20 protein-coding genes are annotated in these 21,583 nt (G+C 62.2%); 7 read left to right on the top strand and 13 right to left on the bottom strand.

Going from position 1 to position 21,583, the window contains the following annotated elements:
• Nucleotides 1-120 precede the first annotated feature (120 nt).
• The 4 genes from AC3WPZ_RS06250 to AC3WPZ_RS06235 all read right to left on the bottom strand — a co-directional run bounded on the left by AC3WPZ_RS06250 (nt 121) and on the right by AC3WPZ_RS06235 (nt 3,394).
• Entirely contained in the window at nt 121-627 is a 507-nt protein-coding gene (locus AC3WPZ_RS06250; protein WP_210931552.1) for a universal stress protein, read from the bottom strand.
• A 383-nt stretch (nt 628-1,010) separates the two neighbouring features.
• Nucleotides 1,011-2,021, bottom strand: coding sequence for a TerC family protein (locus tag AC3WPZ_RS06245; RefSeq protein ID WP_210931554.1), 1,011 nt, complete (start codon nt 2,019-2,021; stop codon nt 1,011-1,013).
• Nucleotides 2,022-2,327: 306 nt separating this feature from the next.
• On the bottom strand, nt 2,328-3,008 hold the full coding sequence (locus AC3WPZ_RS06240; RefSeq protein ID WP_210931556.1) for a Bax inhibitor-1/YccA family protein: 681 nt from the start codon (nt 3,006-3,008) through the stop codon (nt 2,328-2,330).
• Nucleotides 3,005-3,394 (bottom strand): HPF/RaiA family ribosome-associated protein, encoded by a 390-nt coding sequence (locus AC3WPZ_RS06235; RefSeq protein ID WP_382157905.1) that lies wholly within the window; start codon nt 3,392-3,394, stop codon nt 3,005-3,007. The genes AC3WPZ_RS06240 and AC3WPZ_RS06235 overlap by 4 nt, the downstream gene beginning before the upstream one ends.
• Before the next feature lie 139 nt (nt 3,395-3,533).
• On the opposite strand from AC3WPZ_RS06235, the gene nhaR reads away from it, so the two are divergent.
• From nhaR to AC3WPZ_RS06220, 3 genes are all read left to right on the top strand, one after another.
• Nucleotides 3,534-4,466, top strand: coding sequence for a transcriptional activator NhaR (gene nhaR, locus AC3WPZ_RS06230; protein WP_210931560.1), 933 nt, complete (start codon nt 3,534-3,536; stop codon nt 4,464-4,466).
• Between the two features lie 198 nt (nt 4,467-4,664).
• Entirely contained in the window at nt 4,665-7,631 is a 2,967-nt protein-coding gene (locus AC3WPZ_RS06225) for a Tn3 family transposase (protein WP_382157907.1), read from the top strand.
• Nucleotides 7,632-7,892: 261 nt separating this feature from the next.
• Nucleotides 7,893-8,717: a hypothetical protein gene (locus AC3WPZ_RS06220; protein ID WP_382157909.1), complete on the top strand. Its 825-nt coding sequence runs from the start codon at nt 7,893-7,895 to the stop codon at nt 8,715-8,717.
• 254 nt (nt 8,718-8,971) lie between these two features.
• On the opposite strand, the gene AC3WPZ_RS06215 is transcribed toward AC3WPZ_RS06220, so the two are convergent.
• The 6 genes from AC3WPZ_RS06215 to AC3WPZ_RS06190 form a co-directional block, all read right to left on the bottom strand.
• Nucleotides 8,972-10,288, bottom strand: a complete 1,317-nt coding sequence (locus AC3WPZ_RS06215; RefSeq protein WP_382157911.1) for a site-specific integrase — start codon at nt 10,286-10,288, stop codon at nt 8,972-8,974.
• A 191-nt stretch (nt 10,289-10,479) separates the two neighbouring features.
• The gene (locus AC3WPZ_RS06210) at nt 10,480-11,403 is read right to left on the bottom strand and encodes an MBL fold metallo-hydrolase (protein WP_382157913.1); all 924 of its coding nucleotides are present in this window, start codon (nt 11,401-11,403) and stop codon (nt 10,480-10,482) included.
• Nucleotides 11,404-11,412: 9 nt separating this feature from the next.
• Nucleotides 11,413-11,868, bottom strand: coding sequence for a chromate resistance protein ChrB domain-containing protein (locus AC3WPZ_RS06205; protein ID WP_382157915.1), 456 nt, complete (start codon nt 11,866-11,868; stop codon nt 11,413-11,415).
• The gene (locus AC3WPZ_RS06200) at nt 11,865-12,782 is read right to left on the bottom strand and encodes a Fe-Mn family superoxide dismutase (protein ID WP_382157917.1); all 918 of its coding nucleotides are present in this window, start codon (nt 12,780-12,782) and stop codon (nt 11,865-11,867) included. The genes AC3WPZ_RS06205 and AC3WPZ_RS06200 overlap by 4 nt, the downstream gene beginning before the upstream one ends.
• An 11-nt stretch (nt 12,783-12,793) precedes the next feature.
• Entirely contained in the window at nt 12,794-14,140 is a 1,347-nt protein-coding gene (gene chrA / locus AC3WPZ_RS06195; RefSeq protein ID WP_382157919.1) for a chromate efflux transporter, read from the bottom strand.
• A complete protein-coding gene (locus AC3WPZ_RS06190) occupies nt 14,137-15,078 on the bottom strand; it encodes a chromate resistance protein ChrB domain-containing protein (RefSeq protein WP_382157921.1) in 942 nt (313 codons plus the stop codon). Before AC3WPZ_RS06190 ends, chrA begins: the two co-directional genes overlap by 4 nt.
• Nucleotides 15,079-15,457: 379 nt before the next feature.
• Between AC3WPZ_RS06190 and AC3WPZ_RS06185 the strand changes: the two genes are divergently transcribed.
• The 3 genes from AC3WPZ_RS06185 (at nt 15,458) to AC3WPZ_RS06175 (ending at nt 17,693) form a co-directional block, all read left to right on the top strand.
• Nucleotides 15,458-15,928 (top strand): hypothetical protein, encoded by a 471-nt coding sequence (locus AC3WPZ_RS06185; RefSeq protein ID WP_382157923.1) that lies wholly within the window; start codon nt 15,458-15,460, stop codon nt 15,926-15,928.
• Between the two features lie 606 nt (nt 15,929-16,534).
• Nucleotides 16,535-16,807, top strand: coding sequence for a hypothetical protein (locus AC3WPZ_RS06180; protein WP_382157925.1), 273 nt, complete (start codon nt 16,535-16,537; stop codon nt 16,805-16,807).
• A 19-nt stretch (nt 16,808-16,826) separates the two neighbouring features.
• Nucleotides 16,827-17,693, top strand: a complete 867-nt coding sequence (locus AC3WPZ_RS06175; protein ID WP_492438658.1) for an energy transducer TonB — start codon at nt 16,827-16,829, stop codon at nt 17,691-17,693.
• A 76-nt stretch (nt 17,694-17,769) separates the two neighbouring features.
• Here the strand turns inward: AC3WPZ_RS06175 and AC3WPZ_RS06170 are convergent, their stop codons facing one another.
• Together AC3WPZ_RS06170 and AC3WPZ_RS06165 are read right to left on the bottom strand one after the other, a co-directional pair.
• A complete protein-coding gene (locus AC3WPZ_RS06170; RefSeq protein WP_382157929.1) occupies nt 17,770-18,099 on the bottom strand; it encodes a helix-turn-helix domain-containing protein in 330 nt (109 codons plus the stop codon).
• The gene (locus AC3WPZ_RS06165; RefSeq protein ID WP_382157931.1) at nt 18,096-18,479 is read right to left on the bottom strand and encodes a type II toxin-antitoxin system RelE/ParE family toxin; all 384 of its coding nucleotides are present in this window, start codon (nt 18,477-18,479) and stop codon (nt 18,096-18,098) included. Before AC3WPZ_RS06165 ends, AC3WPZ_RS06170 begins: the two co-directional genes overlap by 4 nt.
• Before the next feature lie 268 nt (nt 18,480-18,747).
• On the opposite strand from AC3WPZ_RS06165, the gene AC3WPZ_RS06160 reads away from it, so the two are divergent.
• A complete protein-coding gene (locus AC3WPZ_RS06160; protein WP_382157933.1) occupies nt 18,748-19,839 on the top strand; it encodes a DNA-binding protein in 1,092 nt (363 codons plus the stop codon).
• Nucleotides 19,840-20,147: 308 nt separating this feature from the next.
• On the opposite strand, the gene AC3WPZ_RS06155 is transcribed toward AC3WPZ_RS06160, so the two are convergent.
• Nucleotides 20,148-21,581 (bottom strand): C25 family cysteine peptidase, encoded by a 1,434-nt coding sequence (locus AC3WPZ_RS06155; RefSeq protein WP_492438655.1) that lies wholly within the window; start codon nt 21,579-21,581, stop codon nt 20,148-20,150.
• Nucleotides 21,582-21,583: the final 2 nt, after the last annotated feature.

The following is a 21,583-nucleotide window of genomic DNA, read 5'->3' as shown; positions in this document are numbered from 1 at the left end:
TGTAGGCCTCCGAGTCGGGGTGAAGCGACTTCGTAGCTATCAAGCTGTACGAGAACATGGGAGGCGAAGATGGTGAAGACTGGGATCGGAAGATAACGGCCCGTGAGGCGAGACGCGGGTTCACGATTCACCCACCCATGCCAATGCCATGCCTGTGCCCACGCTGGCGGGGATCCCGACTCGCTCCAGGAGTCCCGCGGGTGCCCCGCTGATCACCTCGACAGGCACCGTGCAGTTCTCCATGAGCTGGCTGGTGAGCGAATTCTGGACAGCGCGCACGAATGCACTCTTGCGCGCCGTGCCGATGACGATGCGGTGGCAACACAGGTGGCGGGCGGCGGCGGCGATGCAGTGAGCCTTGTCACCAATTTCCAGATGAGCGCGGTAAGGGACGCCGGCAGTATCGAGAAGCTGCCGCGCGACGGCGAGCGCCTCATCCGCGCGCTCTTGCTGGAATTCAGCGCATTGATCGCGACTGATGTGGCGAACAACGTTGGGAGAGAAAGGCGGCTGCACGTTCAGCAAGTGAATCATCCTCACTTCGCCGCAAGAGTATGCAGATATGACATGCCGCACGGCAAGCAGCGCGCTGGCTGTTCCGTCGCAAGGTAGCAGGAGCGTGGCCATGGAGATCTTTACATAAGCTGTTTATTTAGTTGGGTGCTTGCCCCACGATCCCATCGCTGTAGGTGAGCTCACGCCGCCGTTATTGGCAGCGTGATCGCAGGCATCCAATTGCTGCTGTCGCCGAAGGTTCTGGGGCAGCGCCCGCTTGTCAGTGAAACCGTGAGCCTGAGTGTTCATCGTCTCTCTACACCTTGCGATTTGTTGACTGTGCTGTCTGGTTGAATTTAATGTGATCGGGGGATCATGAAAATCAGATTGTTCTGATGCAAGTATCCGAAAAAGCAGAGCCATCAATCGTGGCTGCGCGACATGGCTGCTGGCGGCTCATGTCAAGCATGGAGGATGCGCGCGCGTCACGAACGCTACCGCGCGTCCGTCGGTTCTTATGCCTGGTCATCCCGCTTCTTCACATCAAACGGATAGGCGCCGCCTGGTGTCCCCTTGGGCGGAATCTTGAGTGACAGGATCATCGTCACTGCCAGCGTGACTGCGGTGAATCCGAGCGAAAAAACCACCGGGATCTTATAGACGTCGATCAACAACATCTTTGCACCGATGAACACCAGTACGATCGCCAGCCCATAGCTGAGCAGGTGGAAGCGCTCGTGCATGTTGGCCAGAAGAAAGTACATCGCGCGCAGGCCCAGGATCGCAAACACGTTGGAGGTGAGCACGATGAATGGGTCGGTCGTGATCGCAAAGATGGCCGGGATCGAGTCCACTGCGAACACAATGTCAACGATACCGATGAGCAGTATCACCACCAGCAAAGGCGTGGCCATCCTGACGCCGCCAAACATGGTGAAGAATTTCTCGCCGTCATAGTCCGGCGCAATCTTGAAGCGGCTGCGAATCCACTTGAGAGCTGGATTGTTGTCCAGGTCGGGCTCTTGGCCGGCGGCCCACCACATCTTGATGCCAGTGAACAGCAGGAAGGCGCCAAACAGATACAGGATCCAATGGAACTGAGCAATCAGCCAGGCGCCCACGAGAATCATCACCGCGCGCAGCACGAGCGCGCCGAGGATGCCGATCATGAGTACGCGCTTTTGGAACTCTGCCGGCACTGCGAAGTAGGTGAACAACATCAAGAACACGAAGATGTTGTCGACAGCAAGCGCCTTTTCGATCAAGTAGCCGGTCAGGAACTCCAGCGATTTGGCATTGGCCAGCGAGCGCGCGGCCTCATCCGTTCCGGTGCCGCCAAGGTGCCACCACAGCCATCCCATGAAGACGAAAGACACGCCGACCCAGACGAGCGACCAGATGGCAGCCTCGCGGGTGCTGACGCGGTGTGCGCCCTGTTTGCTCATCGCAAAGAAATCGACCAGCAGTGCGACCAGCACAAAAGCCGTGAACAAGGACCACATGAGTGGAGAGCCGATAGATTGCATGACCGCCATTGAAGTGAGTTGCAGAGAGTCGCCCAGATTTGAGAACGACGACGGGGACAGGGCGGGCGATTATGCAGGTTCGTGGCCCAAGCGCTGACTCTTGGGTTGCACCCGCGATATGCGCACACCAGTATGCGAGGGACCCATCTGTCACGGCGCAGATAAGAAATGTGTCGCTCAGCCAGCAATGCCTGCGCTGTCCTGCCGACTTCGGCGGTGCTCAAAGCAAGAATCCGCGAACGGCAGTTGTGTGAGCACCGTGTCAGGGCGGGTTGCGCATTTCAAGTAACACTCCTTCTGGAGGGATCATTCATTCGAGCCACCCATGCCGAAGAGGCTAAGCAGACTCGTGAACAGGTTGAAGATGGCGACATAGAGCCCGACGGTGGCCAGGACATAGTTGGTTTCGCCACCGTGGACGATGCGACTGGTCTCGAACACGATCAGACCGCCCATCAGGAGAACGAAGGCGGCTGACACGGTAAGCGACAGCGCTGGCACGTCAAGAAGCAGTGCTCCCAGGCCAGCCAGGAATGCCACCACGATGCCTGCCAGCAGGAACCCACCCATGAAGCTGAAGTCCTTGCGGGTGATCAGTGCATAGGCTGACAGCACGAGGAAGATGGTCGCAGTGCCACCCATGGCCATCATCACTACCTGATGCCCGTCGGGCAACGCCAACTGCTGCCCGAGGATCGGACCCAGGGTGTAGCCCATGAAGCCTGTGAGCCCGAACATCGACAGCACACCCCAGCCGCTGGCACGCAGCTTGTTGGTCAGGTACAGCAGGCCGAAGAAGCCAACCAGCGTCAGCATCAGGCCGGGGTGCGGGAGCCCCAAGCTCGCGCTTGCCCCAGCCGTCGCGGCGCTGAAAATAAGCGTTAGGGACAACAGGCCGTAGGTGTTGCGCAGCACGGCATGCGTGCTGATCAGGCTCGGCGTGTCCTGCCGGGAAACAACCAAAGTTTGGGCGCGCTCACTGGTCATGCCCTGTCTCCTTGGAGGTAGACGGTATCAAGGGGCACGTACCGGTTGCGTGAGGGCCGAGGACCTTGGCGTGAAGTGTTTCGCAGCGGATGGGTGCGATCGAGGTGCTTGACCACCACCCGCCCGACGCGCTCGGCGGCCCGGTCGATGGTGGCGTAAAGATCGACGCCGACCTCTTCGACCACGGCGGCCGACGCATTGAGCAGGTAGACCTGCATTCGGCAGAACTTGTCGGGCCCGCCACGCGGCCCGTTCTCGTCCCCGATACGGACCAGGACCCGTTTGATGCGGTGGCTGTGGCGTGTCAGCATGAAGCCAAGCCGACGCCGCACGTGCTGGGCCAACGCATCCGTCATCGCAAATCCTTGAGAATGAATGTCAACCATCAATTTGCACCTCGCGTTTCGTCGTTAGTGAAGATGCCCAGAATTTAGGGCCGGGCGTTGCGCTTGAAAATCAGATTGTTTTGTAGCCATCATCCGAAAAAACGGCACAATTGCGTCAGCAAGCGTCCGGGCCCGGATCATGAACTACAAGCACCTCCACTACTTCCTGCAGGTCGCCAAACTCGGCAGCGTGCAGCGTGCCAGCGAGCGGCTGCACCTGTCACCGCAGACCATCAGCGGGCAGATACAGTTGCTTGAGGAGGCGCTTGGGAAGCCGTTGTTTTCCAAGAGCGGACGCGGCTTGGTGCTTACCGATGTCGGACGTGTGGCGCTTGGCTATGCCGAGGACATCTTCTCGACGGGGGCCGAGCTCGAGGAAGCCGTGCGTGAGCACCCCCGCAAAGACATGCTGCTTGAGTTTCGAGTGGGTGTGGTAGACGCTGTACCGAAGACGATCGCCTGCCGACTGATCGAGCCAGCCTCTCAGTTGCCAGAGCCGGTTCGCATCGTATGCCGCGAGTGGAAGCTGGACACGTTGCTGGGCGAGTTGGCCTTGCACCGTCTCGACCTCGTGATCTCCGATGCGCCGATTCCCTCCACCGTCAGCATCCGCGCCTTCAATCACAAGCTGGGCAGCTGCGGAGTGAGCTTCTTCGCAGCGCCTTCGATACTCGCGTGGTGCACCGGAAGATTTCCGGGCTGTCTGGACGGCGCACCCCTGATCATGCCAGCGGAGGAATCCGCAGTTGGCCAGCGCCTTCGTGCCTGGCTGCATGCGCGGTCGCTGCACCCCAGGGTGGTGGGCCAGTGCGATGACAGTGCCCTGGCCAAGGAGTTTGGGCGACGAGGAATGGGCATCTTCGCGGGTCCAACCGTGCTCCAACGAGACATCGAAAAGCAATACGGCGTTCGCGCGATCGGCGCGACGCACGAAGTCGTTGAGGAGTTCTTCGCAATCTCCGTCGAACGCCGCATCACTCACCCGTGTGTGACCGCCATCACCGAGGCGGCACGCAATGAGTTGTTCGCGCCTCCGACGCGGCGGCGCCCGTCCGCCCGAGCGTCGGCCTGAGCGCGTCAGGCACCAGTGCCCACACAAGACTTAGCAAAAAGGCATCGCACAGGAGAGGACCATCCGGTTCGGGGTGACCTCATTTCCGGTGCAGAAAGCCGGTTTAGCCGCCAAGGGTTAACCCGCGATCCCTCAAACTTTCTGGAACCAACGAGAACAACTCCGTAGACTCCGGCAAGGCTTGGAACTGCGCAGGCCATGGGGGGAACCAGCTTGCCAAGCTTTTATCTGCGTTTTGTCGGATCCGACACCCTTCCCAAGTCTCTGTCCAGGCGCGAAGTCGAAGAATGCTTTGGCCTGAGCGCTGAAGACATCCACGAGCTTCGCCCGCCCCGCTTCCGGGGTACAGCTCGCTTGGGTGCGGCCGTTCAACTGGTGATGCTGCGCGCCACCGGACGCCACCCAGATGCCCTCTCGGGCCTGCCACCTGTGCTGCTGCGGCACCTGACATCAACACTGGGCATGGGAGCGACGGACATCGCATCCGTGACGTCGCTGTACAAGGACCGGGACACCCGCTTCGAGCATCAGCTTTGGGCGCGGCAACGCGTTGGCTTCGCGGTCGTGGACGACACCACAAAAGCGCTGCTTGCCGATGCCCTCCGCGAGCTTGGCACCACTGCGGTCTCTGTGAACGATCTGGTGCAACAGTCGGAGCACTGGCTTTTCGACCGCCGCCTCGTGCTGCCTGGCGATCGGGCCCTCAGGGACGTGGCCCGCACGGCATTTGCCGACCAGGAGAATGCGGCGCTCGAAGCGATTCGCGCAGGCGTGCCGCGCGAGCACATTCACAGGGCACTTTTGCACGCGTTCTCAAAACGATCTGGACCGGGCGGGCACACCGTGTTGGAGTGGCTGCGCACGCCACCGGGCAAGCATGGTCAGCTCACCCTGAGTGAGGTCACAAAAAAAATCGAGTGCCTGAAGGCATTGCACGTCCACGAGTGGAAGCTGTCGGCGATTGCGCTGAATCGGTTGAAGGCCTACAGCCAGGAGGTGGTCAATCGACCTCCCTCAGCAACGAAGAACCTGTCCCCTGAGCAGCGCGAACTGGAGATGGTCTCATTCCTGCACGTGACTTTGCTGGAACAGACCGACCTGGCTGCGGAGATGGGCGCGCGACGCCTCACCGATCTCTACCGCAAGGCCTCCGGCAAGGTGCTCAAGAAGCAAGCGGACAGCTCCGTCGATTTACGCGCTGAGCGTGTGAAGCTCAAGGCGGTCCTCTACGACAAGAAGCTGACCTCCGCGCAAATCGTCGCCGCGATGCGCGAGCTGGTGCCCCAAGACGAGCCCGACTTTGCGGGCACGCGTGCCCAATTGGTCCGCGAAGCACTGGTGAAGGAAGAAGCGCCGCGTGTCTCAGCGCTCCTCAACTCACTGGGCATCCTGGAGATCAGAGGCGAGGCGTCGGACAAGGCGCTGAGGCAACTCAAGTTGCTGCGCGATCTGGCCAAACGAGGGGAAACCAGCCTGCCTGAGGGACTTGACGTGTCTTTTGCCGATCCCGGCTGGCATCTGTTGTTGCAGGGCCCAGACCGCAAGCTCGCCCTTGCTGCACTGAAGGTCAGTGCTGCGACAGCACTGCGCAAGGCCATCAAGGGCGGCAAACTCTGGCTGGCGCACAGCAGCCGCCACCGCAGCCGCGCCGATCAATTGATGTCTGAGCAGGAATGGGCGGACAAGAACAAGTCACTCATCCGCGCGCTGAGCCTCACCGACGATCCGGACAAGTTCCTGGATCGGGTGTTGGAGCGCGTCGACGCAGGCCTGGCCCAACTTGCCAAAGCTGTCGAGGAAGGCGCGCTCACCATCGACAACCAGGGCCACATCAGCATCGCACCCATCCAGACGCTTGAAGTCGAACCCCAGGTCACGAAGACCCGAGAGAGCATGTTCAACATGATCGGCGGCGCGCAGTTTGCCGACATGCTGGTTGAGGTGGATGCCAAAACCCGCTTCAGCCAGGCGCTGCTGGGCCGGATGGCCAAGGACATTGGTGAGCTGAAGGCGGTCTACGGCGCCCTGTACGCACATGGGACGGAGAACAACGCCAAGGGGGTCTGCGCCATGATCCCCGGCCTGCAAGTCTCACAAATCTCCATGGCCATGCGCGCTCTGGAGGCCAGCGGGCGCCTGAGGGAGGCGAACACGCGCATCATCGATTTCCAGCAGAGCATGCCGATTGCGATGCTCTGGGGCCAAGGCGACAAAGCATCCTCAGATTCGATGACGCTCGATACATCGCGGCACCTGCACTCGGCGCGCATGGAGTACCGCCGCAAACAGCATGGGGTGGGCATCTATGTGCACATGCTCGACACCTGGGCGCTGTTTCACGACCAGCCCATCGTCATCAACGACCGGCAGGCAGCGCCCGCGGTGCACGGCGTTGAAGCGCACAACTGCACGCGGCGCGAGGATCAGATCCGCCTGTCCCTGCTGGCCGTCGACACCCACGGCTACACCAATGCAGCCATGGCGATCGCCAAGCTGCTGGGCTTCGACCTGTGTGTTCGCTTGCGCCAGCTGTCCGAGCGCAAGATGTTCATGGCCTGGGGTGCTGCGCCGCCTGAATCGCTGGAGCGGTTGATCGTGGGCAAGGTCTCGCTGCGAAAGATCCGTGCCGGCTGGATGGAGCTGCTTCGCCTGATCGCCTCCATCCGCCAGGGCCGCCTCACGGCCGCAGAGGCCATCGCCCGCCTGGGCAGCGCCGCCAGGGGTGATCCTGTGCATGCCGCCGCAGATGAGCTGGGAAAGCTTCTTCGCACCATTTTTCTGTGCGACTACTTCACCATCCCTGAGTTCCGCCGCGAAATGCACGCACTGCTGAACCGCGGCGAGTCCATCCATCAATTGCAGCGCGCCGTGTACCACGGGCGTGTGGGCGTCTCGCGCGGCCGGCGGGCCGATGAACTGCGCGCCATCTCGACGTCGCACACCCTGCTGACCAACGTTGTGATCGCCTGGAACACCATGAAGATGCAAGATGTTGTGGACCGCTGGAAGGCGCTCAAGCACCCCATAGAGGACCACTGGATCAGGCGCATCGGGCCGGTCCATTTTGAGCACGTGAACTTCAAGGGCACCATCACCTTCGAGATCGATTCGTACGCAGACGCCCTGATTCAGCGTCAGTCCAAGCTGCGCGCGCGCCGGGTTTGATCCAGGTCGTCCGGAATACGGGGAGGTCGAGGCACCTGTCGGCCGGTGTCGAGGGGCACATGTTCGGGAAGGGTGGATTTTCGGAATCGGCTCTTTTCATGTGCAATTCACCGGGTTAGCGGCTTGCTTTGATCAATGAAATCAATGACTTAGCGGATTTCCGAAAAAACAGCCAGCTCTTTTCCCGTGCGATTCACCGGGTTAGGTTTTGGCACTGACAATGGTCTGTCACCTGACAATTGGTCATCACGGAGAAGAACGATGGGACAAGCCAAGCTCAAGCAGCGCGCGGCCTTTGCGCCGGTGTTGGTCGATGAGTGGGAATCGGAAGATTGCGTCAACTTTGCAGTGGCGCTCGCGCGAGTGACGGGCTGGCTGCTTCACGTGGATTGGTGGGTGCCATCGCTTGATCCGGACAACAACATCTCTCTTGAGGCTTGCAGGCCGCTGCGCGTCTACGTGGCGGACAACGGAACCCGGATTTTTGATGTGCGAGGCAACCGGTCTCTCGGTGACTTCATTCACCGAACGATTCGGCCCATGGCCGTGCGGCACGGCATGGGTGGTGTCCGGACGCGCTATTACGCTGAGAGCACGCTCGCGACACTGCCTCTGCGTTGCGTACCCGACCCGGCCAAGATCAGTAGCGCAGTCAAAGCGATCGAGACCAACACAGCCTATCTGGCTTCTATCCCCAAACGGCTGGAACCCTGCATTCCGGCCGCCGAGGCGGCTGAATACACATTCGGCAGGTGTTCCGCGTTCGCGGAAGCGATGCGTGAGTTGGCAGGTTTGGACCCCGTGGCGCTGCTGGCCATCCGATTCGAGCAGGGCGCGGAAGGAACCGAGCGCGGCGCAGATGGCTATGTCCACAGCTTCGTTCTGCATCCAGACGGGTTGGGGGAAGACAGCTGGGGCAAGGTGGATGTCAGGGACATCGCCCAACGATTCGGAATCGTCGAGTTCCGGCTCAGTCGCGAGGCGCACGGTCGCGTTGTGAACAACCTGCAGCGAAACTCGCCAGATCTCTACGAAGCGGCATTCGCCAAGGCCAAAGAACTCATTCAGACCTATCGACAACAGTGATTTGCCCTCGGGCTGCAGCGCAGTGTGCTCTCGGATAACCGGGGGCGCCTCGGTTTCAAGTGGATCAGCGCCGCCATGCACGGCAAGGCGCGCTTGCCGACACCTGCAGCCAGGAGTTTTTCATCCTCGGTCGGTGTGTAGAGCTCCGCCAGCTCACGCGGTGTCGGATCGGGTTTCAGGCTGGGATAGGCCGTCTCATGGAGTGTGGTCATGCGCGGGGACTACCCCGCCTGGCGTCTTTGCTACCCATCGCCTCAATCCCAATGGGTGTCGGTGGCGGGTTCGTGAAACGAGGTTTCCAGCAGACACTGGTTGTCCTCGGCGATGCGGTACATGTCATCCAGCAACGAGGCGATAACCTCGTCCAGCAAGTCGCGGGTCAGGTAGGGAACCACCAACTCGTAGAGCGTGCCCTCGGTATTCAGGCGTTGCATGGCAAAACGCTCGAAGCAGGTCTGCTCGATCAGCCGGTGGCCGCGGGCCAGGCCGCGTGACTGCTTGCTGAAACGGGACAGCACCATCGTGACGCGCAGGACCGCCACGGGCGTCGTCCCCTCGGCTGGCGGGCGGGGGCCTTCGACCTGTTCGGTCAGTAACAACAAAGGCGGCGGGGACTGCGGAGCTGCCTGCGCCAACGCAGGCAATCCCTGCTCGAACCGGGCTTGCAGGCTGGAATCCGACGCATCGAGGTAACGCATGGCCGATTTGACATCCTTCCAGCCGACGTACTCCATCAGCTCCTTGATGTCCCAGCCGCTGGCGCGGGCCCATCCGGCAAAGCCGCGGCGCATGGAGTGGCTGCTGTAGTCCTCGGGCGACGCAACACCGGATTCGGCGAGCACACTGCGCAGCAAGGGGATCAGGCTGTTGGCATGCAGGCTTTCGTCGGCCACATGTCCCCAGCGGTCAATCTTGCGAAACACCGGTCCCTCGGTCAATCCGGCCAGATCAATCCAGGCATTGAAGGCCGTAACGGGACACAGGCGGGACAGCGCCGGGCATCTGAAAACACGGCCCTGACGCTGCCTGTCGCCTTTGCTGCGGCCCAGGTAGCAGGTCATGCCTTGGCCGGGGGTGACCTCTATGCTCTCAACGCGCAGGTTGACCAGTTCGTCGGAGCGGAAGCCGCGCCAAAATCCCAGCAGCATCAGGCTGCGGTCGCGCGCGTGGCGCAGTGCGGCTTGCTGGTCGCCGGACCGCTGCGCATGACTGATGGCGGTATCGAGCCACTGATCGACTTGCTGAAGCACGGCCAGTTCCAGTGGGCGGGCGCGCTTTTCTTGCACGCTGTGAACAGAGCGAATGCCCCTGAGGACCTGGCGCACCAAGGCCGATTTGGTGGGGTCGGGAAAGCCCTGGTCGTTGTGCCACCTTGATAGCGCCGCCAGCCGCTGGCGCAGGGTGTTGATGGCCAGGGTGGCCGCGTGGTCGGCCAGGTAGCGGGCAATGGCGTCCGCCGTGGAAGGCAGCAAACCTTTCCACTCAACTTCAAAATGGCGAATCGCCGAAGCGTAGCTCCGGCGCGTGTTGTCGCTCTCGGCGGCCTCGATGTATTGGGCAAGACGGGTCATCACACTGTCGTCAGACTGTCTCAATTCTGCTGCAGGGTTGCACCGGCCCCGGCCCAATGACCGGTTACGCGCGGCAGGTAGCGCGACGCTTGACTGTTGGGGCCTGGGCGATTCATACCGCGATGCGGGCGAGGTCAATGGCGAGTCGCTCATCCATTTCCTGCTGAGCGAGGCTCGGTACCCAATGCTCTCTATTCCCGTTCAACTTCCAAGTAGGTCCTGCTTGCGTTGCCCGGGTGCAATTCGTCTGCATTCGCAAGCGTCTTGAATGGCGAAAGATCGAAGCGTAGCACCGACTGACTGATGTCCTCGTAGCGTTCAACGGCATCCTTCATGTGCGCCCGCAATGCTTGCAGGTAGACCTGAGTGTGCGCTTTCGCTGTGGCCAATTCGGTGACGCGGCCGTGTCCTGGCACGATACGCAAGGGCTGGAGCTTTTCCACTTCGGCAAATGCCACCAGCCACAGCCGCGTGTTGCTGACCGGGATGACTGCCAGCAATCGGTCCACGTAGATGATGTCCCCAGAGAACAGGACCTTGACATCTGGCAACCACACCATCATGTCCCCCGGGGTGTGCCCGCCCCCGCGATTCAGCAACTCCACCGTTCGGCCACCAAAGTCCATCCGTAAATCATTGGTGTCAACGACACGAACGGGATAGACCGGAACGGTCCCCTGAAGCTTGTCACCCAGAATCGGCCGCAACGCGGCCAGTTGGTCTCCTGATCGCACCCGCATGTCCGCCGCCGCAGCGGCATGGGAAATCACTTCAGCGCCTTGCTCCTTGAAATAGCCATTGCCCAGCCATCGGTGGTCTTGACCCCCGGTGTTGATGACCCAGCGCACCGGCTGCGGGGTGATCCTCTTCACGGCCTCATGGATGGCTTTCGCACTGGCGTATGAGGCCCCACTGTCGATCAGAACCGCGCCTGCAGGGGTGACCACCAGTCCGATATTGGCATTGAGGCCTTCGTTCTCGGCGGTACGTCCTCCGATGTCCCCGATGTGGGCGTAGACCCCTTGCGCGACGGCTTCGAACTTCACTTCCAGCGCATGACTGATCGTCATGCTGCACAGCGCGATGATCCCAAGAATTGTCTTTTTCATCATCATGTTTCAGTCTCATTGCATGACCGGTGGCCATGCGTGGGTTTCTTCCTGGGCATCGCGGCACCAGGCGTAGAGCGCGTCGTAGAGCACCATTCCGTGGCGCAACATCTCGTGGTCATTGGCAAACACCCGCGACAGACCCAGCGAGATCGCGTAGAGGCCGGCCGATTGCGGTGTGAGATCGAGCCGCGAGGTGTCGGCACCGCGCACGATACCGGCGAGCCGGGCCAGCGCCGGATCGTCGAGCCGGTACTTCGCCAGAAAGGCGTCGAAACTGCATTGCTCACCCACGTGGCTCATCTCCACGCCCGGGATGTCGTAGGGCGTGGCACCCGTCGCAGCGGCCACGCGTTGCACCTCACCCGCCGGCACGTAGAGGAATTCAGCCGCCGGGTCGATGAAGCGCTGGATCAGCCACGGGCAGGCAATGCGGTCGATCTTGGGGCGTTCGCGGGTGACCCATTTCATGGTGCGTTCTCCTTCGCCACCAGGGCCTGCCCGGCGGCCTGCCAGCCGTCGAGGCCACCATGCAGGTAGCGCGCATCCACGCCGGCCGCGCGCAAGCGCAGCGCCGTGGAGCGGCCCACTTCATGGCCGTAGACGCAATAGACCACCACGGGCCGGTCGTGCGGCAGGTCGGCGGCCCACTGCGCCACGGCGGCGGGGTCGCGCCAGCGCGCGCCCGCCATCATCTGCGTGGCCTGCTCGAACACGCCGGCCCGGCGCACGTCGAGCACCAGAGCGCCCGACACGTCCGAGTGGCCACAGCCGAAGGGTTCGCTCGCCGCGTGCACCGCCGACTGGTAACGCGCGTACACGCCGGCCCAGTCGATGCTGGCCATGAAGGCATCGACGTAGGCACCCGCCGCAGCGCCGAAGTCCAGATGGTAGGCGTGTTCGTACATGTCCAGTGCCAGCAGCGGCACACCACCGGCCAGGCTGTGGGTGTGGTCCGCGGCCCACTGGTTGACCAGCGTGCCTTCACGCGGCTGGAACACCAGCAGCATCCAGCCCGAGCCACCGCCCAGCGCCTTGGCACAGGCCGAGAACTCCTCGCGCCAGCGTTCGAAGCCGCCGAAATTGGCATCAAGGGCGAGCTTCATCGCCGGCTCCATGGTCTGACCGTCACCGCCCAGGCCGCTGAAATAGAGTTCGTGCAACAGCATGGAGTTGGTGGCGATCAGCTCCTCGCGCTTGAGGCCGTTGAGGGCGTAGCCCGGCGCGGTGCCAAACGCCATGCCCGCCAACTGGGCGCGGATGGCGTTGAGACGCTTGACCGCGCCGCCGTAGTTGTTCTGGTGGTGGCTGCTGAGCAGCCGCTCCGAAAAGCCCGCGACCGCGCCAGCGGCAAACGGCAAAGGCAATGCATTCACATGGTTCATGAAGTTCTCGATCAGCGCAGCCACAGAGACACCACCAGCCCGGCGGCCGCGCAGGCACCGAGCAGGGGCAACACACCCAGCTTGAAACGGAACAGCGCCAGCGCCGCGACCACAGCGATCACGGCCGAGCCGGCGTCGAACGCGCCGTCGAAACCCTGCGGCCACAGCACGTGGTACGCGAAGAACAGCGCGAGGTTGAGGATCACGCCGACCACCGCGGCCGTGATCGCCGACAGCGGCGCGGTGAAGCCCAGCTTGCCGTGCGTGGCCTCCACCGCCGGGGCGCCGGCCAGGATGAAAATGAACGAGGGCAGGAAGGTGAAGAAGGTCACCACGCTCGCGGCCAGTGCGGCACCGAGAAACAGCGCGTCCGAACCCAGTACTTCCTTGACCCAGCCGCCCACGAAGCCCACGAAGGCCACCACCATGATCAGCGGCCCCGGCGTGGTCTCACCCAGTGCCAGGCCGTCGATCATCTGCGCGCCGCTCAGCCACTGGTGCGTGTCCACCGCACCCTGGTAGACGTAGGGCAGCACCGCATAGGCGCCGCCGAAGGTGAGCAGCGCGGCCTTGGTGAAGAACCAGCCCATCTGCGTGAGCGTGCCCTGCAGGCCTTGCGTGGCCAGCAAGGCGGCCATGGCCAGCAGCCACAGGCCCAGGCCGGCGGCGAGCACCTTCACCAGATGCCGCTTCGAAAAGCGTGCGTGCGCGGGTGTGGGCGTGTCGTCGTCGATCAGCGCGGGGCCATAGCCCGCCACCTGCGCACCGTGCCCACCTCCGAGCGCGAACACCTGCGGCCAGCGCCGCGCGCCGAAGTGGCCGATGAGGCCGGCGGCGAGCACGATGGCCGGGAACGGCGTGTTGAACGCGAAGATGGCCACGAAGGCCGCGGCCGCGATGCCCCACATCCACGGGTTGCGCAGCGCGCGCGTGCCGATGCGGTGCGCCGCGTGCAGCACCAGCGCGGTCACCGCCGGCTTGATGCCATAGAAGATGCCGGCCACCACCGGCACGTCGCCAAAACGGATGTAGACCCACGACAGTCCGATCAGGATGAACAGTGAGGGCAGCACGAACAGCGCACCGGCGACGATGCCGCCCCAGGTGCGGTGCATCAACCAGCCGATGTAGGTGGCGAGCTGCTGCGCTTCGGGGCCCGGCAGCAGCATGCAGTAGTTCAACGCGTGCAGGAAACGCTTCTCGTTGATCCAGCGGCGGCGCTCGACCAGTTCGGTGTGCATGATCGCGATCTGCCCGGCCGGACCACCGAAGCTGATGAAGCCGAGCTTGAGCCAGAAGCGGAAGGCCTCCATGAAGCCCACGGGTGCGGGCCGTTCGTTGGGCGCTGGGGTGCTCATGTTTTTCTTCCTTCGGTGGGGGTGGCCAGTAGCGCGTCGAACACCCCGGCCGCGGCGGCCTGCAAGCGGTCGTCGTCGTTGTGCATCTCGCGCAGCCCGGCCAGCACGGCTTCCAGGCCGACCGCCTCGGGCACCGGGATGCCGCCCGCGTCGAGGCAGTGCACCATGGCGCCGATGCGCACCAGCCGGGGATCCTGGTCCAGCCCGAAGCTGGCCAGCAGCACTTCAAAAGTGACGCGCGCACCGACGTGGCTGAAGCGTGCGCCATCGAAGTCGAAACCGATGGCGCCGCGCGGCAGGCGCGCCACATCGGCGAGCCAGACGAACTCGGCCCGCGCATCGATGAAGCGCGCGATCAGCCAGGCGCTGGCCAGACGGTCCACCCAGGGGCGTGCGCGGGTGGCCCAGCGCTTGCCCTGGAACTGGCGCGCGTCGAGCGGCGCGATGCCGTGCTCGGGCAAGGCCCGGGGTTCGCCCGCCGAGTAGTGCGCATCCAGCGCGTCGCGCAGGTCGGCCAGCGTGGCCTGGGCCTGCAGCGAGGCCTCGCCGGGAAAGTAGTCGATGCGCTGCACCTCCTCCAGCGCCTGCGCCAGGCCGCGCCAGCGCCGGCGCGCCACCGCTTCGCCGAGCGCGCCCAGCTCGGCATGCAGCGCATCGGCCGTGGCGCGCCACGCCGCATAGGCCTCACCGCGATCGAACAGCCCCAGCATCTCGATGCGCTGGGTTTCGTCGGTCGCATCCAGCCGCAACACCATGGCCGAGCCCCCGTGCTCGCGCACCTCGTCTGCGAGTGGCTCGAACAGCGCCTGCTGGGCCTCGGGCAACAGGTAGGCCCCGTCGCGCAGCGCCGCACAGCCCATGGCCTTGAGCGCGCGCCAGACGCGCACCCGCACCGCGCTGGGCTGGGTGGGCAGGGTGACGAGCAGCATCGAGAACATGCATTGAAATATACATCACATTATTTGCAACAACAATTGCATAGAGGGCTGGCTCCCCCGGCTTAGGGGTATGGGGCAACCAGACCGCTTGCGCGGGTTTAGATACGGGCCTTCGAGCCGCAACACGTCTCGCAAAAGAAATCGGAAGACGAACGAGCCGTGCTATTTGAACGGCCGAACTGCCTGAACGACGCCCTGCACATGCCCGACCAGGAGAGGCCATTTCTGTGGTTTCGCGCTCGCTCATTGGCCCCTCGGCAGAAGTGCCTTTTGAGTCAATGCCGTTTGATGGGTCTGCGTCCGGCCATCCCGCTTTTACAAAACGACAACAACCGTGTTCATCGGTGCGCGATATAACAAGCAGGTCTAGGAGACCCGAATGAACACACGAATTGCATTGACGACCCTTACGTGCCTGCTGCTGCTCGGCGCGGGTGCTCGTGCCGATGAAGGCAAGGATGAGTCCGGTAAGGGCAAGCAGCGATACGAGGAGCGCTTCGAGCGTTCTGAGCGCGGCGAACGCTCCGAACGTTCTTATCGCGACCATCGAGATGGCAACTCGCACTTCCATCGTCAGGGCCAAACTCGAATTCCCAATGGGCATCTGCCGCCTCCGGGCGAGTGTCGTGTCTGGTACCCGAATCGTCCCGCCGGACAGCAGCCCCCGCCATTCAAGTGCGGCCTGTCACCGGGTCGGGTTGAGCCAGGTGGTTGGGTATTCTCACCAGGGCCTCGCCGGCAAGAGATCGAAGTAACTGTGTATGACGAACGTCGCCCAGGCATCGTGATCGATGTAGGCATATTCGATGCGCGCACGGGTTCTCTCCTCCGTGTAACGGGCGCGCGATAAATGGTTGGTGGACACCATCGTTGCGGCTACGCCTGCATCACCAGGGATGGGATGACCGGACCCTTGTTTCGATTGACCTCAATCGTGATGTGCACAAACTCTTCATGGACATGCAGTAGCTGTTTGAAATAGTCCGGATCGACATGTTCAACCGTCGGGAGTGAGAGGATGCAGCCTGCACATTGAGTCTCGCGCCCTGGCCGGTGGAACGACGGTGCTAACCGTGCTCGCGAGGAAGGTCGAGGCCACGGTGGTAGACGAACCTGAGCCCGATTCCCACACGGTGTTCGCCCACGCTCCAAGCGAACCGCCTACGTCAGGTACGCCGGTCCTGGACAGTGCAAACTGGTACGACGCCACGCAGATGAAGTGGCTGATTGAGTACCTGCCTGCTGTTTGCGCGAATAGGATGGGCATGCATAAATGACCAGGCGCTATGGATCAACTGGCGACAGGCACCGAAAATCCGTATATTCGCATTTATGAATTAAATGCTAGCAGTGTCGACGCTGCAGAACGCATCCGGTCCCCTCGACATCGACGGCAGGAAGGTGCTCACGCTGGTGAGCAACGACCAGCCGGGTCTGCTGCAACAACAACATCTAGGTGGCCGCCGAACTGGCCAACACCTACAAAGTGCCCATCCCAATCTACCCAGTGTCCTTTATGCCTGCCGACACAAAGGCGCCCATGATCCGGTTCGGCGGCGAGAACATCGCGCAGAGTGGCCGCAGGTCCAACGGGATGATTTCGCACACCGAACTGGACGACTGGTTCGTGGTTGAAGGGGTAACGAAGCAGGACAAGTCGAGTTTGCTGATGACGTCTGCCGTCAAGAGCAGCTTCGAGGCGCTCGAGCAGAGCATCCAGGGCCAATAAATAGGCAGGAACAGCCTTCATGCAACACGATAGCGACAAAATCCTCCTGGCAATTTTCCTGTCAGTGGCACTGCATGCCCTGGCGTTGGTTCTGGTCAGCGACCATCCATTCAGGTTCATCGACCGTCCGGACGCACCGCAGCCAGAGGCCAAAATCATCCTCGTGAAGCTCTCACAGGCCCCTCCTGAAAAGATCGCCCCTGAGACGGTTCAGCCGGCAGCGACGCCAGCGCCATCATCGTCCGTCGCTACCGATATCCAAGTCACCCAGAGCAGCACTGCTGCAACACCTGCCTCAGAGCGCCAGCCCATCTCCATGACGGCACCCCCTGCACCAACCGCAGAAGAGTGGGCCTTCGCTGCCAAGTACACGCTCAAGAACAGCAAGGGCTACCGCTACACCTGGGGCCAACAGGTCCGCAGCATGATGGGCACAGCCTTCGAAGGTTCAGACCAGGGCGTGGTCCGATTCCGGGTTGAAATTGCTCCCAATGGATCCATGGCCAAGCTGGAGACGTTGTGGACCACATCCGCATCTGCCGAACAGCTAGCTCGCGAGGCCATCGGGAGCATGCCGCCTTTGCCACCGACTCCTACTGGCAAGCCGTTGATCTTTGAGAAGACAATCTCGTTCTCACCCTTCGTGTCGGATATTCCGCCAATCTACAGGGACGACTGCCTCCCTGACCCGCCAACGTTCCTCAACCGGTTTGCGTGGGGTGGACAGGGTCAGCCAGTTCATGCCGATGCGACAGCTAAAGAGAGCCCAGACCCTCTCCCCCTGAAGGAATGCCTCAAGCTACTGCCCCAGGACTCCATAGAGGCCGAGGCCGCTCGCGATCAGCAGCAGTTGAATCGGTGGGAATCGAGCAACCTAGGGCGCTAGACATGGTCGCTCGTCAATGCAGGGTGACGTCTCCCCCCTTATCCGGTCAGTTCTAAACTGGAGTCACAGCACCGCTTCAAGCGAATTGCAGTTCGATCTTGCCGGCGCGGCGCCGCACCGGACCGACCACGATCTTCACGTCGTGGCCCAACCTGGCCACCAGCTCCAGCAGCTTGGCTTCGCTGACGCCGCGGAACTGGCCGCGCGTGATGCGCGAGATCTTGGACTGATCAATGCCCAGCAACGTCGCCGCATCCTCTTGCGTCAGGCGGCGCGCCTTGATCGCACGGGCAATCTCGCCGGCGAGCTGGGACTTGCGCTGCATCTCGGCCGCGTCGGTGTAACCCAGGTCGGCATAGACGTTGGTACTGCCTGCTTCGATGGTGATGCTTGTGTGTTCATTCATTTGCGTGCTCCTTGCTGTGCCTGCCAAACCTCGAAATCCTGCTTCGCGGCCTTCAGACGGGTGTTGATCAAATCCAAGTCCGGCTTGGGCGTGGCGATGCCGCTTTTGGACTTCTTCTGGAAGCAGTGCAGGACATATACCCAGCCAGCGAACTTGACGGTGTAGACGGCCCGGTAGGTGTCGCCCTGGTGGTCCTCGACCACCTCCAGCACGCCGGCCGAACCGAAACCCGTCATCACCTTTGCATCCTGGTGCTTGCCGCCGGCCTGCGCCAGGTCGATGGCATGGCCAAAAACGTCTTTGACATCCTCCGGCATCGCATCGAGGTCGCGCTTGGCGGAACTGACCCATTTCACGGGCTTGCGGGTTTGCTTCGACATCGCCTCGATTATGCCTATTTAGACATATTTCCGTCAACCCACGTCGCCAGGCTGGGGGCCGCAGGGCTGATTTTTTCGCTAACGTCTACAAGGGCCGATCTACGCCCACGCATACCAGGGCGCAGGCCGGATCAGCGCAAAACTGGCGTCACATTGGATAATCTCCCATTACCCAATGTGAGATGTAGATAACCCCTCAATTCATGAGGTCCTAAAATAGTATGTAATATCATGGTACATACCGTAGTACGAAAAAAGAGGTTAAGCCATGGCCAGAGCCGGGATCTACAAATCTGAAGTGCTGCGCGCACGCGATAAATTGCGGGCCACGGGGCGCAACCCGTCCATCGATGCGGTGCGCGAAGAGCTGGGTACCGGCTCCAAGAGCACAATCCATCGCTACCTGAAGGAGATCGAGGAAGAGGAAGGTGGGGCCACCGGCACCCGAGTAGCCATCAGCGAGGCGATCCAGGATCTGGTGGGCCGCCTGGCCGAGCGCGTCAACGAGGAAGCGGAGGAGCGGGTCACTGCGGCGCAGGCCCGGCACGCCGAGCAGCTCGCGCAGCACGAGCAAGTCGCCGCGGCCCTGAAAACCGAAGCGCAGTCCACCCGCCAGCAACTGGAGCACACCCAGCGCTCCTTGGCCGAGGAAAAGACCGCTCACGGCAAAACCAGCGAAGCGCTGAGCCACAAGACCCTGGAATGCACGCAGCTCACGCAGCAGGTGGTCGACCTGCAGGAGCGGCTCGCGGCCGAAGAACGCCATCGCCAATCCCTGGAAGAAAAGCACCAACATGCGCGCCAGGCGCTGGAGCATTTCCGGCAATCCAGCAAGGAGCAGCGCGACCAGGACCAGCGCAAGCAGGAGCAGCAGGTGCAGTACCTGCAGGCCGAGGTGCGCACCGTGAACGAGACCTTGACTACCAAGCAGCAGGAAGGCGTGCACGCCCTTCAGGATAACGCGCGCCTGCTGGGCGATCTGTCGCGTGCCCAGGGTGATTTGCATCAGGTCAGGGAAGAGGCGCGGGGCCTGCGGCCGCTAAAGGATGAACTGGGGTTTGCGCAAAGGCGTATAGAGGAGTTGGGTCGGCGCCTGGTGGAGCAGGATGCAGCGGTCCAGCAGCTCAGCACTTCGAATGAGCAGTTGCAGGCCAAGGTCGACGAGTTGCTCACCGCGAAGCAGCAGCTGGAACTGGCGCTGGCGACGGCCAGGTCCAGCGTCACCGCGCAAGAGCAGGTCGTGGCCAGCATGCTGGAGCGGCTGACTGCGATGCCGGTCGAGCCCGATTTGGCTACTGTGAAGGATGTCGAAGTGGGCGGGAGGAAAATGACAAAAAATCCCACCGTGACAGGGACTTAGGTCTGTTTCTGCTGAGTTTTACATGAATCCCTGCCGACCCTCATCAATACCCAAAACCATACCAACAGAAACTTGTGGCTGTCAACGCACGCTTTTGGACGTCCGCAAACAAAAAAGCCCCGTAACGCTAGTGTTTACGGGGCTTTTAGGGGGTTGTCCTGGACGCTTGTGGACGTCTTTGGACCGATCGCTGGCAGAGGCTGCCTTCACAACGTCGGCCGAATAAATGAGCGATTGCCTCCCGGTGTCCATCAAATCACATTCATCATTTCTTGCAGGATCGCTTGACGCTCGAGTCGATCGGGGGGTCACTTCGCTGAGGCTAAAGCGGACATCGGTCGCAAGCGTACAGCCGGATCTCCCAGCACCACGTAGTTGCGGCAGTCGTCCCGCGCGATGCGTGCAGCGAGCATTTCGCTGTCAAGCACGGCGCCACCGTAGACCTTTCTCGTCAAGATTTCCGTCAGCTTCGTGCCCGACACACCCCACTGCAGGTTGAACCGGTCCACCGCATCGCCCACACGAAGGCCCGCGAGCAGTTTCTCGAGCACTTCGCGGAACTGCTGAGTCTGGGCCACACCCTTGTCGTTCTGGAAGCTCGACGCCCAGGCCTTGTCTATGTGGCCCAGGGTCGCCAGTACGCCGCCTTGCGGCAATGTCATTAGCCGCTGCGGAAGTCTTGCCGTCATCGGCGCGGGGGCGCTGCGCTTGGAGCCGGGCGGCATGCTGAAGTTGTCGAACTCGGGCGATCCGGCTCCATAGCAAGCGAAGTAGAAATGAATGAGGCCGTGCACGTTCGCATCTCCCGGGACGTCCGTCGCCGAAAACCAGTGTCGCTCGTCGATCGCGCCGTAGCCGTTCCAGTCCTGGCACACTAGCGCGCCCTGACAAGAAGGCAGGCGCGCATCGTCCGCTTCGAATGCCATGCCGTGCGATCCGGTGAGCAGGATGGAAGAAGGATCGCCTTGCCGCAAGGTGCGGATGAGCCCGTCCTTGGTCGCGTCGTCTCCCAGCACGGGATGGATCCCGAAGCCGAACTTCTGTCCCAGCGGCGGGCGCTTGTCAACCCCCTCGCAGAATGGGCCCGCAACCTGCGATGTGAACAGCTGCGTGGCGCGGTCAAAGTCGTGGCAGGGCGCGAAGATGTCTAGCCTTCGCGCGGTCTTCTTCGCCGCATCCGTCTCGAATCCGACGACACTGGCTGCATACGCCTTGTATTCTTCCAGCGTCGGGAAGTCGATCCGGCCCACAGCCGCCGAGAGGTCCAGCGAGTACTGGAACTCGAAAGAAACCTCGTTCGGCGGCCCGATGATGACGAGGTAGTAAGGCACGCCGTCGTCGGGGTCGATGATGTTCAGCGATGAGCCGTGCCGCACAAGCCAATGGCTCGCGCTTTCGCCAGGCCGCCAGCCGTCCGCGCCGGAGAAGACGCGAAACCTTGTGCCTGCTTCCGCCTTTCGCAAAGCCACGAGGGCGTGAAGCGCGTCAAGCCGGGGCGCTGGGTCCACTCCGACCGCGAATACGAGGCCCCAGCCGACTTCGTCCAGGTTCGACGCGTTGTTGCCGAACGTGACGCCGAAAACCTCCAAGGCAGGAACCGGCGCGCCCACGGCAGCGGCCAACCCTTGTTCGCCGGCCTGCAATAGGCCGAGCATGTCGGCCGTTTGCGGCGGCTGGATCGGACGACACGTCTTCGCATCAATGCCGAACGACAAGTTCTCGTGGGTGGTGTCGTCTGTCATGA

The organism is Hydrogenophaga sp. FW305-3-2-15-A-LB1, assembly GCF_058787875.1.
Note: the sequence above shows the minus strand (reverse complement) of the source record. Positions and strands in the feature narration are given on the sequence as shown.